Raw genomic sequence first — 12,724 nt, 5'->3', positions numbered from 1 at the left:
TACTTACAACGGCAACGCCATGTAGAACTGCGTACCTTGCCCCGGCCGCGAATACACGCCCATGCGGCCGCCATGCAATTGCACAATCTCTTTGCACAGCGCCAGGCCCAGGCCGGCGCCGCCTTTTTTGCGGCCCACTTGCACAAAGGGTTCAAAGATCCGCCCTTGCTGCCCGTAGGCAATACCTTCGCCATTGTCCTCAACGCTGATAATCACGCGCTCGCCATGCCGGCGCGCCTGCAGGCGAATGTGCCCGCCCTCGGCGGTATGTCGCAAAGCGTTGCCCAACAGGTTGTCGAGCACGCGCTCGAGTTGAGCTTGATCGGCATGCAAACTCGGCAAGTCAGATTGGGCCTCCACCAGCAGCTCGACGCTCTGCGCATTCGCCGGCTCCACAAATCGGGCACGTGCATGCGCCAGCAGGTCGGCGACATCACAGGGGCCGAGCGTGAGTTTTTGCAGGCCATTCTGGTAGCGTGAAAAGTTCAGCAGGTCGTTGATCAGTTGCATCAGACGCTGCATTTCTTCATTAACCGTATCCAGCAGGTCTGCTTCACGAGAGTCTGCGGGGAATTTGGCCCGCTCGCGGAACAAGCCGAAGGCCATGTGCATGCCGGTCACGGGCGTGCGCAACTCGTGTGAGGCGCGCAACACGAATTCGCTGCGCACCCGTTCGAACGCGCGCTGCTCGGTAACATCATGCAGCACCATTACTGCACCGAGGATATGCCCTTGCGTATGGCTCACCGGCGTCAGGCTGTAGGTCAGCAGGCGCAATTCGCCTTCGACTTCCACTTCCAGGTCTTCCGGTGCGAGCTCAAGGTTGCCGCCGCGCAGCACCAGTTGCAGTTGTTCGTCCATTTCCGGGCGACCCAGGGCTTCACCCAAACCCTGGCCCAAACGTGCCTCGTCCCAGCCTAACTGGCGCTGTGCTACCGGGTTAAGGTGTTCCAGGCGGCCTTGGCGATCGATCATCAACAGGCCATCGTCGATGCTATCGAGTACCGCTTGTAGGCGCTGCTGGCCCGCCAGTAACTCATCGACGTTGGTTGCCTGATGCTGGCGCAACGCTTCGGCCATCATGCCGAAGCGGCGGGTCAGCTGATTCATTTCCGCTGCCGATGAGATCGGCAGGGTCACTTCAAAATCGCCCTGCCCGATCTTGTCTGCCGCTTTGGCCAAGGCTTCTATCGGCGCACCAAAACGCCGAGCGATGCCGTGTGCGGTGACAAAACCGATCAGCAACACCGCCAAACCAACCAGCCCCAGCAGGCCGGCAATCAACAGCGCACGGTCACGGGATTTGTGTTCGCTGGTGTTGATGTTTTCCAGGGCGCGTTTGTGTTCGGCGATCAGGCCATTGCGCAATGCATTGAAGCTTTGGGTCAGCTTTTGGTTTTTATTGGCCGCCATGGAGCTTTGTTGGGCTTCGTCGAATGCCTTGAGAAAATTCAGGTAATCGACGCGAGCCTGGCTGAACCCATTGATTCTGCCGTCTTGCTGTTCATGCGCGACGCCTTCATCGAGCAAGGCGAAGTATTCCTGTTTCGAGCTTTGCAGCGCCTCGGGGTCGGGTTTTTCCTCCAGCATCAGGATCAACTGGTCCCCGAGGGTCTGGCGCAACTTCAGGCCCAAGTCCAGGGTGATAAAGTTGCTGCGGATCAGCGACTCCTGGCTTTTCGCCATTTGCATAACGCTGACGAGGCCGAGAATCAGGCCCAGCAGGGCGACGGTGATCAGCGCTGAGATACTCAAGAACAACCGAGTGCGCAGTTTCATCGCTAGCTTCATAGGGTACAGCTCACAAATTGTACTGTTTGCGTTTGCGGTACAGGGTCGACGCGTCGATGCCGAGGGTCCGGGCCGCTTGGTCCAGGGTGTCGCTGGTGGCAAGTACGGCGCCGATATGGGCTTTCTCCAGCTCGTCCAGGCTCAGCGCTGCGCCGATACGTGGGGCGTTGTTGGTCGGTTGCTCGGCCATCCCGAGGTGGCTGATTTCGACTTTTTCCTGTGGGCAGATAATGCTGGCCCGCTCAACCACGTTGCGCAGCTCACGAATATTGCCCGGCCATCGATAATTGAGCAGGGCTTCACGTGCGTCATCGCTGAAACCGCGAGCGGGTCGGGCGTATTCCTTGACGAAACGCGCCAGGAACCGGTCTGCCAGGGTCAGGATGTCCTCACTGCGCTCGCGCAAAGGCGGCAAGTGCAAAGTAATAACGTTGAGACGGTACAGCAAGTCCTCCCGGAAGCGGCCTTCGCGCACCATGTCTTCCAGGTTCAGGTTGGTCGCCGCCAGAATGCGCACATCGGCACGCCGAGTCACCGGGTCGCCGACGCGCTCGTATTCTTTGTCCTGGATGAAACGCAGCAACTTGGGTTGCAACGTGAGGGGGAAGTCGCCGATCTCGTCGAGAAACAGCGTACCGCCATCCGCCTGGTTGACTCGGCCCAAGGTGCTTTCGCTGGCCCCGGTGAAAGCGCCGCGGCTGTGGCCGAACAACTCACTTTCCATCAGCTCTGCCGTCAGCGACGGGCAGTTGATGGTCACGCAGGATTTTTTCGAGCGTTTGCTCCACCCGTGAATCGCCCGCGCCAGTTCACCTTTACCTGTACCGGACTCGCCAAGAATCAAGATGTTGGCGTCGGTGCTGGCGACTTGGCGTGCGGTTTCCAGCACCACCATCATGGCCGGGCTGTGGGAGTCGAGGCCGTCTTTGGATTGGCGCACCGCGCCTTCCAGCGCTTCCAGGCGCGCCGAAAGCTGGCGCACTTCCAACTGTTTGGCAGTGGCCAGGCGCAATTGGTCGGGGCTGCAAGGTTTAACCAGGTAGTCGGCAGCGCCCGCCTGGATCGCGTCGACTGCGGTGTCCACGGCGGAATGCGCGGTCACGATCACCACGCGCATCCACGGCGCCTGAATGCGCATTTGGGCCAATACATCCAGGCCGTTGTCTTCGCCCAGGCGCAAGTCCAGGAAGCACAGGTCAAACACCTGGCGCTGCATCAATGCGTCAGCTTGGGCGGCGCTGTTGGCGGTGGCTACGGTGTAGCCCTCGTCTTCCAGGCAATAACGGAAGGTGCGAAGGATCGCGGATTCGTCATCCACTAAAAGAATGCGGCCTTGAAGTTCCTTGGCTGATTCCATGTGTCCCGCGCTCCTTAACTGTGAGTAGTGATGGTGCTTAGTCCCGGAATAATCGGGCAAGTTGCATGGTTTATTCTGATTGATAAAAGGCTTCTTCGCGCAGGTATCTGCGCCCTCTCCTACAAACGCACCTTTTTAAGGCGTTTTACCGGTTTTTCGCCGGTTCTTTTCCCTTGGGCAACTCGCCAAGCGCTTTTGATCCCTTGGTCTGCGCAGTGACCATCGTGCATTTCGCACGGCCTGGACAGGGCCATCGTGCAGGATGCTGGGCTCATCGTGGGTGTTTAATTCGTAAGTATCTGATTTTGCTGTGTTTTATTTTGTAAAAAACCTGGCATGCGCTCTGCAATATCCCTCTCAACAGTGTCATGAACGAATAATCAGAATGCGGGAGAAATGCAGCATGACTCGCCAAAGCCTCAGCTTCAGCCAATTGCACGTATCGCCACTGCGCTTGCAGCAAGGTCTGTTTGCCAGCCTGGCGTTGATGGTCACGCTGATTGCTGGCCAGCAGTTGCAACACTGGCAGGAGAGTCAGCAGCAAACCGCACAATTTGAACGTCCGGTCATGACACAGAAACATTTTCGTTCCGTTGGCAGCGCTACTGCCGATGTGACTGCCCCGCAATTGAGAGTGGCTGACCAGGATTCCACCCTGGGCGAATTGCCGACTCAAGAGCGTTGGGTCTTCTAGGCAACACTTCCAGGCAACAAAGGGTCGCTGGTCTCGGCGGCTGAACGGAATTACCGCTGTTACTTTCATAAACTTTAAGGAGATTCACCATGCTGAGTTGGGCAATCACATTTCTGATCATCGCCATTGTGGCTGCAGTCCTGGGCTTCGGTGGTATCGCGGGCACCGCTACGGGTATCGCAAAAATTCTGTTTGTGGTCTTCCTGGTGATGTTCATCGCTTCGTTCTTCTTTGGCCGTCGCGGTCGTTGAACATGAAGTCTCTTCCTCTTAAGGCCATTGCTGTTGCCCTGCTCTTGGGCGGCAGCGGCTTGGTGATGGCCGCCAATGACGGCCAATCACGGGCCAACCAATTGCTCGGCGCGGACAAGCAGTACCGCGAAACCTGGCAAAGTGTGGTGAAGAAAGAAGAGCGCTTGCCTGAATGGGTGATGAATCTTTCAGGTTCCGCCGAGCAAATGAATGCCGTAGAGGAAGGTGGCGACAAGTACTTGGTCGGGCCGCTCTGCGAAACAGCGGACAGTTGCCTGCACAAGCGTCTGATCGTTGCATTCAGCTTCGACAAGGAAGATGCCTACGCCATGTTGGTGGAAGTCCCGGCAGGTTTGCCGGCGGACAAGTCCCCAACGCGGCACGCCGATTACCGATTTATCGGTAAGCCGGACCCAGGCATGCAAAAACTGCTGATGGAACAGCTCAAGAAAGACCCGAATTGGTACTAGGTTTCGTCTGACGTAACAGTCGAAGACGCAGCCTTCGTCCATAGAAAGAAGCCACTGTGCTTCTTTCTGTCTGCATCGCTCGCCATGGGCGCTGCATGACCAGGGGGCCGGGTTGCTCTGATCAATCGAGATCGGCGTGACCTACGGGTACAGGGAGTACCTGCGCAAGGGCTGGGTCAGGTGTAAAGCTGTGACGCAAGTTCACAAGTCCTCAAGCTTGCTGAACTTGCGACGGGCTTATCGCTCTGATAACCCGTCACGTATGCCGCCCATAGCGGGTATTTCCTTTTTTACGTCCTCCCAATCATTACTTGGTGTGTCTAATCGACCTTCTATCGAGAAAATTTTTCTCGAATCGTCGGTGCGGTGAGACGCCACGTTCGGCGATTGCCCGGGTTTATTGCGGGTGACTTCACTTCGTCCACCTTCTCTGAGCGAGCCTGTCTTGGCAGGTTGACGGCCTATTCGCCTTGCTAAATGGCGTATTTGAACTGACCGCTCGGCCAGTTATTTACAAAAAAAGCCATGCCGATTCGGCATAGGGTAGGCGTTTACGGCATTAGACGTCGCTCGCTTGCATGGGAATAGTTGCGCCTTTTTTCGCCTGCCAGTAAGCCATTTCGGCCATGCGGCGGTGACCTTCTACGGAGGCAGATGCACACACTTTTTCGCTTCCGGGCGTTCCAGCTGGCGCATTCGCCTTAAGTCCACTTGAAGTAAGGGTAATGACATGAAGAAGGCAAAGCTAAGCCTCGCCTGGCAGATCCTCATCGGTTTGGTATTGGGGATCGCAATCGGTGCAGTGCTCAACCATTTCAGTGCTGAAAAAGCCTGGTGGATCAGCAATGTGTTGCAGCCAGCGGGCGATATTTTTATCCGCCTGATCAAAATGATCGTGATCCCGATTGTGATTTCTTCACTGATCGTCGGCATCGCCGGTGTCGGTGACGCGAAGAAGCTGGGTCGAATCGGCGTCAAAACCATCCTTTACTTCGAAGTGGTCACCACCATCGCCATCGTGGTCGGCCTGTTGCTGGCTAACCTGTTCCACCCGGGCGCGGGCATCGACATGAGTACCCTGGGTACCGTCGATATTTCCAAGTACACCGCCACCGCTGCCGAAGTGCAGCATGAGCACGCGTTCATCGAGACCATTCTCAACCTGATCCCGTCGAACATCTTCGCAGCCGTCGCGCGTGGCGAAATGCTGCCGATCATCTTCTTCTCGGTGCTGTTCGGCCTCGGCTTGTCGAGCCTCAAGCCTGAGCTGCGCGAGCCGCTGGTGACCATGTTCCAGGGCGTGTCCGAGAGCATGTTCAAAGTCACCCACATGATCATGAAGTACGCCCCGATTGGTGTATTTGCGCTGATCGCAGTGACCGTCGCCAACTTCGGCTTCGCCTCTTTGCTGCCGCTGGCCAAGCTGGTGATTCTGGTTTACGTCGCCATCCTGTTCTTCGCCTTTGTGGTACTGGGCCTGATCGCTCGCCTGTTCGGTTTCTCGGTGATCAAGCTGATGCGCATCTTCAAGGATGAGCTGGTGCTGGCCTACTCCACTGCCAGTTCTGAAACCGTGCTGCCGCGTGTGATCGAGAAGATGGAAGCCTACGGCGCGCCGAAGGCTATCTGCAGCTTCGTGGTGCCGACCGGTTACTCGTTCAACCTCGACGGTTCGACCCTGTACCAGAGCATCGCCGCTATCTTTATCGCCCAGTTGTACGGCATCGACCTGTCGATCGGCCAACAACTGATGCTGGTGCTGACCCTGATGGTCACCTCCAAAGGCATCGCCGGTGTGCCGGGCGTGTCTTTCGTGGTACTGCTGGCGACCTTGGGCAGCGTTGGCATCCCGCTGGAAGGCCTGGCCTTTATCGCCGGTGTCGACCGCGTGATGGACATGGCGCGTACCGCACTCAACGTCATCGGTAACGCCTTGGCGGTATTGGTCATCTCGCGTTGGGAAGGCATGTACGACGATGCCAAGGGCGAACGCTACTGGAACTCCCTGCCACACTGGCGCAGCAAGCAGGCGCTGCCGGTGGGCGAAGCCAGCCGCGGCTGATGCAGGCATGATTTAAAACAAACCCCGGTCAATCCGGGGTTTGTCGTTTCTGTCAGCCCCGCTATCATTCGCCCCATCTTTCGGGGGATTTAACTGATGCTCAATGGCCTGTGGCTTGGCTTTTTTGTCGTGGCAATGGTGTCAGCACTGGCGCAATGGCTGATCGGCGGTAACGCCGGTATTTTTGCGGCGATGGTGGAAAGCATTTTCGCCATGGCCAAATTGTCGGTGGAAGTGATGGTGCTGCTGTTCGGCACGCTGACCTTATGGCTGGGCTTTTTGCGCATCGCCGAAAAAGCCGGCATCGTCGACTGGCTGGCCAAGGCTCTCGGCCCGCTGTTTCGCCGGCTGATGCCGGAAGTGCCGGCCGGCCACCCCGCCATCGGTTTGATCACCCTCAACTTTGCCGCCAACGGCTTGGGCCTCGACAACGCCGCTACGCCGATCGGCCTCAAAGCCATGAAGGCGCTGCAGGAACTCAACCCGATCCCCAATACCGCAAGTAACGCGCAGATTCTGTTCCTGGTGCTTAACGCATCGTCGCTGACGCTGTTGCCGGTGACCATTTTCATGTACCGCGCTCAACAAGGCGCCGCCGACCCGACGCTGGTGTTCTTGCCGATTCTGCTGGCCACCAGCGCCTCGACGTTGGTGGGCTTGCTCTCGGTGGCGGTGATGCAGCGCCTGCGCCTGTGGGACCCGGTGGTGCTGGCCTATCTGATTCCCGGTGCGCTGATCCTCGGTGGCTTCATGGCGTTGCTGGCGACCTTGTCCGCCACGGCGCTGGCCGGGTTGTCGTCGATCCTCGGTAACCTCACGCTGTTTGGGCTGATCATGCTGTTTCTGGTGATTGGTGCGCTGCGCAAGGTCAAGGTTTACGAGGCATTTGTTGAAGGCGCCAAAGAGGGCTTCGACGTTGCCAAGAACCTGCTGCCGTATCTGGTGGCGATGCTCTGCGCGGTTGGCGTGCTGCGTGCCTCCGGCGCGTTGGACTTCGGCCTGGAAGGGATTCGCCACTTGGTGGCCTGGACCGGCATGGACACGCGCTTTGTCGACGCGTTGCCGACCGCGATGGTCAAGCCGTTCTCCGGCAGTGCCGCACGGGCGATGCTGATTGAGACCATGCAAACACAAGGTGTCGACAGCTTCCCGGCGCTGGTGGCGGCAACAATTCAGGGCAGTACCGAAACCACCTTCTACGTGTTGGCGGTGTACTTCGGCTCGGTGGGCATTCAGCGGGCGCGGCATGCCGTGGGGTGTGCGTTGCTGGCGGAGTTCGCTGGTGTGGTGGCAGCGATTGCGGTGTGCTACTGGTTCTTTGGTTGAGGCTTGAATAGCTGTCGGGAGCAAGCCCCCTCCCACAGTTGAACTGTGGATAACTTCAAGTGTGGGAGGGGCTTGCTCCCGCTATCGGGAGCAAGCCTCTTCCCACAGTTGAACCGTGAATACCTTCACATGTGGGAGGGGGCTTGCTCCCGATGAGGGCATTACTGCTCAGGCGCTGTATTGCCCTGCTGCACCACCCACTCCACCACTTGCCGGTTCAACTGGTCCCCCGCCTGGCCAAAAGCAGCCACCACCGCCGGTACCTTGGTATCGCTCGCCTGCTGCTTCACCTCGAACCGCCGGCTGGCAATAATCCGCTGATCACTGCCGCGCACCAGCCGCGCATCCAGGCGAATCACCACCTCCACCGCACTGCCCCGGTACTCACTTTGAAACGCCTGCAACTGCCCGCCCAGCTCATAGTCGGCTTGCAGGTTGGTCTCGTCGGTACTCAGCAACGTCACCCGCCCATCGCGCTGGAAGCCGTCCATAAACCGATTACGCAACAGCACCGGCGCCGGATCGCTCCAACGCGAATGTGCATAGCTGCTGATCAGGTCGCCATTGGGCACCACGGCAATGCGCGGGCTGTCGAGAAACTCGCTGGTCTGCGGCTTGCTCACGCGCAACGACCAGCTCACCGGCGCGCCGTGGGCGGTTGTTTGCGCCGACGTCAGGCGGTACACGTCGGACGGGTCAGGTTTGGGCAGGATCGAGCAGGCGCTGATCAGGGCCAGCGCCACCGGGGCGAGCATTTGGTAAGCACGCTTCATGGCGTGAACTCCTTGTTCTTGTCGCTGCCCAGCAAGTAACCGCTGGGGTTGGCTTCGAGGCGGCGAGAGATGGCGCGCAGCGAACCCAGGGTTTCGCGCAGTTCGCGCACCGCTGGCGCCAATTCGTTAAGGCCCTGCATGCCGCTGTTCACCGAGTCTTTGTTGTTGGTCAGCAAGGTGTTGATGGTTGCGGTGCTTTGCTGCAGCGATTTCATCGCCTGCTCGGCACTGCCAAAGGCTTGCTTGCCTTGGTCATTGAGCACGCCGTTGGCGTTGCGCATCAGCAGCGTGGTTTGCTCCAGCGCAGCGCTGGCCTGTTTGCTCACCTGCAGCAATTGCTGCATCACCACCTTGATGTCGCCGCGCTGGTCGGCGATGGCGCCGGTGGTTTGTTGCAGGTTGTCCAGGGTATTGCTCAGGCGCTCGACGTTCTCGCGCGAGAACATGTGGTTGGCGTTGTTCAGCAGCAGGTTGATGCTGGTCATCAGGTCGTTGCTGTTATTGAGCAGGCGCGCAATAGGCGATGGCGAGGCGATGATTTCCGGCAGGTTGCCGTCTTTGCCCACGAGTTCCGGGCTTTGCGGTGTACCGCCGCTGAGCTGGATGATCGAGGTGCCGGTGATGCCGGTCAGTGCAAGCTTGGCCTGCGTGTCTTGCTTGATCGGGGTTTGCCCGGCCAGGCGAATGCGCGCCAATACGCGGCGTGGATCTTTGGGGTCCAGGCGCAGGCTGGTGACATCGCCCACCTTGATCCCGCTGTACTGCACCGAACTGCCCTGCGACAAGCCGCTGACCGCCTCGTTGAACACCACTTCATAATCCTGGAAGGCACTGTCGACGCTGGATTTGGCCAGCCACAGGCCGAACAGCATCGCGCCGACCACCACGATCACGCTGAACAGACCGATCATCACATGATGGGCGCGGGTTTCCATGTCATACCTCGTTAAGCGGTTGAGCGGCAGTCAATGCCGCGCGGCCCCGGGGGCCGTGGAAATATTCGTGAATCCAGGCGTCGTTGGTTTGCGACACAACATCGATGGCATCGGCCACCAGCACTTTTTTCTGCGCCAGCACCGCCACGCGGTCGGTGATGGTGTAAAGCGTGTCGAGGTCATGGGTGACCAGAAACACGCTCAGGCCCAGTGCGTCGCGCAGGGTCAGGATCAGTTGGTCGAATTGCGCCGCGCCAATCGGGTCGAGGCCGGCGGTGGGTTCATCAAGAAACAGGATGTCCGGGTCCAAGGCCAGCGCGCGCGCCAGGGCCGCGCGTTTGATCATGCCGCCGGACAGCGAGGCCGGGTATTTATCCGCCGCCGACAGCGGCAACCCGGCCAGCGCCAGTTTGACCGCGGCCAAGTGCTCGGCGTCGGCGCGGCTGAGGCCGGCGTGTTCGATCAACGGCAGGGCGACGTTTTCGGTGACGGTCAGCGAGGAAAACAGCGCGCCCTTCTGAAACAGCACACCAAAGCGCCGCTCTACCAGCGAACGTTCGTGTTCCGGCAGGTTCGGCAGGTTCTTGCCGAACACCCGCACTTGGCCTTCGCTGGGGCGGCGCAGGCCGACGATGCTGCGCAGCAGCACTGACTTACCGCTGCCCGAGCCGCCGACCACTGCGAGAATCTCGCCTTTATACACATCCAGATCCAACTGCTCGTGCACGCTCTGGCTGCCAAAGCGGTTGCACAGGCCGCGCACTTCAATCACCGCCTCGGCGGGCGCACGCTGTGGACGACTCACCAGCCCATCTCCATAAAGAACATCGCGGCGACCGCATCCAGCACGATCACCACAAAAATTGACTGCACCACGCTGGAGGTGGTGTGGGCGCCAACCGACTCGGCGCTGCCGCTGACCTTGAAGCCTTCGAGGCAGCCAATCGCGGCGATCAGGAAGGCGAACACCGGCGCTTTGAGCATGCCCACCAGAAAATGTTGCACGCCTATGTCCGATTGCAGCAGCGAGAGAAACATCGCCGGCGAAATATCCAGCGCGACGGCGCAGACCACGCCGCCGCCGACAATCCCCGAGAGCATGGCCAGAAAAGTCAGCATCGGCAGCGACACCAGCAGCGCCAAGACGCGCGGGAGCACCAGCAGCTCTATCGGATCGAGGCCGAGGGTGCGGATCGCGTCGATTTCTTCGTTGGCCTTCATCGAACCGATTTGTGCGGTAAACGCACTGGCGGTGCGGCCGGCGATCAGGATGGCGGTCAGCAGTACGCCGAACTCGCGCAGGAAAGAGAACGCCACCAGGTCGACGGTGAAAATAGTCGCGCCAAAGCTCTTGAGCACGGTGGCGCCGAGAAACGCCACCACAGCGCCGACCAGAAAGGTCAGCAACGCCACGATAGGCGCGGCATCCAGGCCGGTTTGCTCAATGTGCGCGACCATCGGCGTCAGGCGCCAGCGCTTGGGGCGCAAGATGCCACGCGCGAAGGTTTCAAGGATCAGCCCGATAAAACCCAGCAATTGCTTGCTGTCTTGCCAAACGGTGTCCACCGCGTGGCCGATGCGCGCGAGTAACTGGATGCCGGCGGCTTGTTCCGGCGCTTTGTCCGGCACACAAAAATCATTCAGCGAGCGGTAAACGGTTTTGAGCAGCGAGCGGTCGGCGGTAGAAAGGCTGCAATCGGTCTGTTCGGCGGATTGCTCAATCCGGTCCGGGCCCAGCAGCTCGACCAGCAGCGACGCGCCGGCGGTATCCAGTGCGCCGAGGCCGTTGAGGTCGATGCGGGCGCCGGCGTCGTATTGGCCATCGAGCTTGTCCGACAGCTTCTTCAGGTTGGCGTAGTGGGCAAGCGTCCAGTCGCCCGTAATCCGAAGTAACGGCGGGGCGGTCGTCGTATCCAGGTGAGCTGCGCCGGGCGTGCTACTGGTGGTCATAAGCTCCGAGCTTGGTTGGCTGTCCACAATTGCTACGTAATAGCACGATACGGCTTACTTGGGGTTGTCGGTTTGTGCTGAATCAGTGACTTTAAAACGCAGCACGCCGATCACCTGACCGTCTTCGGTCAACACCCGCACCTGCCAGCGGCCTACCGCGTCGGCGGGGAAGTTCTGCTTGTGGGTCCAGGCGCGGTAGCCTTCCTTGCGCCCGCCGTGGATGTCCAGGGCGATGCGGTCGACTTCTTTGCCATTGAATTTCCACACATGGTAAATCCGTTCATCCAGCCGCGCGGGGCGTTGATCGCGGTGTAGGCGTACAGCCCGCCACTGCGCAACTGGGCGGCGTTGACTTCCCTGAGGTCGTCACCGGGTGTGCGGTCTTGCATCTGAGTGCTGATCGCCACTTCGGTCATCCACAGGGTCGCCGGCGGCACCCAACTGCGCAGGAACCAACCCGCGCAGCCAATGGCGGCGGTCACGCCCAGCAGCATTGCCCAGCCTTTAACACTGCGCAGCGGCAGGCTCACGGCCAGGCTCGGAATCGACAAGGCCATGGCCACGCCCAGCGCCAATTTGTAACTTTCGGCGGTGGTCAGGTGCAGGATGATCGGCAGCGCGGTGAGCAGCGCGGCAAACAACGTCAGGGTGTGCAGCGCCAGAAACAGCGAGCGTTTGGGTGCCAGCCACTTGTAGTACAGCGGGTCGGTAATCGACACCAGTGCCGCCGCGCCGAGCAGGCCGGTGAAAATCGATTGGCCGCTGTTCCATGTGGTGGTGACGAAAAAGAACGGCAGCACAAAAAACAGACTTTCCTGGTGGATCATCTGGGTGGCGTAGCGCAGCAGCGGTTCGGGGATTTCGCGTTTGAAGACTTTGGCGAACAGCTGGGTAAAGGCGTTTTCGAGCATCAGCCACAGCCAACTCACCAGCATGATCACGGCGATCCAGCTGGCCATGCCTTGCTGGCGGTCTACCAGAATGAAGCTGCACACACCCGAGATAAAACCGCCGAGTGCGATCACCCCTGGGTAGCGCTTGATCAGTACGAGGATGCGCTGGATAAGGGGCGGCAGGTTTGGCATTGGCGGTTCACAGTTGGTGTAGGAAAAAAC

11 protein-coding genes and 1 pseudogene are annotated in these 12,724 nt (G+C 59.5%); 5 read left to right on the top strand and 7 right to left on the bottom strand.

Annotation, left to right across the window (positions count from 1 at the left end; genetic code table 11):
- Window positions 1-3 precede the first annotated feature (3 nt).
- Together F0169_RS06120 and algB are read right to left on the bottom strand one after the other, a co-directional pair.
- The gene (locus F0169_RS06120; RefSeq protein ID WP_058413908.1) at window positions 4-1,791 is read right to left on the bottom strand and encodes a KinB sensor domain-containing domain; all 1,788 of its coding nucleotides are present in this window, start codon (window positions 1,789-1,791) and stop codon (window positions 4-6) included.
- A gap of 10 nt (window positions 1,792-1,801) precedes the next feature.
- Window positions 1,802-3,148 (bottom strand): sigma-54-dependent response regulator transcription factor AlgB, encoded by a 1,347-nt coding sequence (algB, locus tag F0169_RS06115; protein WP_152746010.1) that lies wholly within the window; start codon window positions 3,146-3,148, stop codon window positions 1,802-1,804.
- Between the two features lie 403 nt (window positions 3,149-3,551).
- On the opposite strand from algB, the gene F0169_RS06110 reads away from it, so the two are divergent.
- The 5 genes from F0169_RS06110 (at window position 3,552) to F0169_RS06090 (ending at window position 7,951) form a co-directional block, all read left to right on the top strand.
- Window positions 3,552-3,842, top strand: coding sequence for a hypothetical protein (locus F0169_RS06110; protein WP_058413910.1), 291 nt, complete (start codon window positions 3,552-3,554; stop codon window positions 3,840-3,842).
- 89 nt (window positions 3,843-3,931) lie between these two features.
- Complete coding sequence (locus F0169_RS06105) at window positions 3,932-4,093, top strand: DUF1328 domain-containing protein (RefSeq protein ID WP_082649059.1); 162 nt, start codon at window positions 3,932-3,934, stop codon at window positions 4,091-4,093.
- Window positions 4,094-4,095: 2 nt separating this feature from the next.
- Entirely contained in the window at window positions 4,096-4,563 is a 468-nt protein-coding gene (locus tag F0169_RS06100) for an inhibitor of vertebrate lysozyme family protein (protein WP_058413911.1), read from the top strand.
- Window positions 4,564-5,293: 730 nt separating this feature from the next.
- A complete protein-coding gene (gltP, locus tag F0169_RS06095; RefSeq protein WP_058413912.1) occupies window positions 5,294-6,625 on the top strand; it encodes a glutamate/aspartate:proton symporter GltP in 1,332 nt (443 codons plus the stop codon).
- A 96-nt stretch (window positions 6,626-6,721) separates the two neighbouring features.
- A complete protein-coding gene (locus F0169_RS06090) occupies window positions 6,722-7,951 on the top strand; it encodes a nucleoside recognition domain-containing protein (RefSeq protein WP_058413913.1) in 1,230 nt (409 codons plus the stop codon).
- A gap of 161 nt (window positions 7,952-8,112) precedes the next feature.
- On the opposite strand, the gene F0169_RS06085 is transcribed toward F0169_RS06090, so the two are convergent.
- From F0169_RS06085 to F0169_RS06065, 5 genes and pseudogenes are all read right to left on the bottom strand, one after another.
- A complete protein-coding gene (locus F0169_RS06085; RefSeq protein WP_152746009.1) occupies window positions 8,113-8,724 on the bottom strand; it encodes an ABC-type transport auxiliary lipoprotein family protein in 612 nt (203 codons plus the stop codon).
- Window positions 8,721-9,659, bottom strand: coding sequence for an MlaD family protein (locus F0169_RS06080; protein WP_058413915.1), 939 nt, complete (start codon window positions 9,657-9,659; stop codon window positions 8,721-8,723). The genes F0169_RS06085 and F0169_RS06080 overlap by 4 nt, the downstream gene beginning before the upstream one ends.
- Before the next feature lies 1 nt (window position 9,660).
- Window positions 9,661-10,464, bottom strand: a complete 804-nt coding sequence (locus F0169_RS06075; protein WP_122250174.1) for an ATP-binding cassette domain-containing protein — start codon at window positions 10,462-10,464, stop codon at window positions 9,661-9,663.
- Entirely contained in the window at window positions 10,461-11,609 is a 1,149-nt protein-coding gene (locus F0169_RS06070) for an ABC transporter permease (RefSeq protein ID WP_152746007.1), read from the bottom strand. Before F0169_RS06070 ends, F0169_RS06075 begins: the two co-directional genes overlap by 4 nt.
- Before the next feature lie 54 nt (window positions 11,610-11,663).
- Window positions 11,664-12,694, bottom strand: a pseudogene (locus tag F0169_RS06065) (DUF5924 family protein).
- Window positions 12,695-12,724 lie beyond the last annotated feature (30 nt).

The sequence above is a fragment of the Pseudomonas kitaguniensis genome, assembly GCF_009296165.1.
GTDB classification, from domain to species: Bacteria; Pseudomonadota; Gammaproteobacteria; order Pseudomonadales; family Pseudomonadaceae; genus Aquipseudomonas; species Aquipseudomonas kitaguniensis.
This window is presented reverse-complemented; position numbering and strand designations above follow the sequence as displayed.

Excerpts from the sequence above, each read along its gene's own strand:
- F0169_RS06080 (WP_058413915.1), bottom strand. The coding sequence starts at position 9,659 with ATGGAAACCCGCGCCCATCATGTGATGATCGGTCTGTTCAGCGTGATC.
- F0169_RS06090 (WP_058413913.1), top strand. The coding sequence starts at position 6,722 with ATGCTCAATGGCCTGTGGCTTGGCTTTTTTGTCGTGGCAATGGTGTCA.
- gltP (WP_058413912.1), top strand. The coding sequence starts at position 5,294 with ATGAAGAAGGCAAAGCTAAGCCTCGCCTGGCAGATCCTCATCGGTTTG.
- F0169_RS06120 (WP_058413908.1), bottom strand. The coding sequence starts at position 1,791 with ATGAAGCTAGCGATGAAACTGCGCACTCGGTTGTTCTTGAGTATCTCA.
- algB (WP_152746010.1), bottom strand. The coding sequence starts at position 3,148 with ATGGAATCAGCCAAGGAACTTCAAGGCCGCATTCTTTTAGTGGATGAC.
- F0169_RS06085 (WP_152746009.1), bottom strand. The coding sequence starts at position 8,724 with ATGAAGCGTGCTTACCAAATGCTCGCCCCGGTGGCGCTGGCCCTGATC.
- F0169_RS06100 (WP_058413911.1), top strand. The coding sequence starts at position 4,096 with ATGAAGTCTCTTCCTCTTAAGGCCATTGCTGTTGCCCTGCTCTTGGGC.
- F0169_RS06110 (WP_058413910.1), top strand. The coding sequence starts at position 3,552 with ATGACTCGCCAAAGCCTCAGCTTCAGCCAATTGCACGTATCGCCACTG.
- F0169_RS06070 (WP_152746007.1), bottom strand. The coding sequence starts at position 11,609 with ATGACCACCAGTAGCACGCCCGGCGCAGCTCACCTGGATACGACGACC.
- F0169_RS06105 (WP_082649059.1), top strand. The coding sequence starts at position 3,932 with ATGCTGAGTTGGGCAATCACATTTCTGATCATCGCCATTGTGGCTGCA.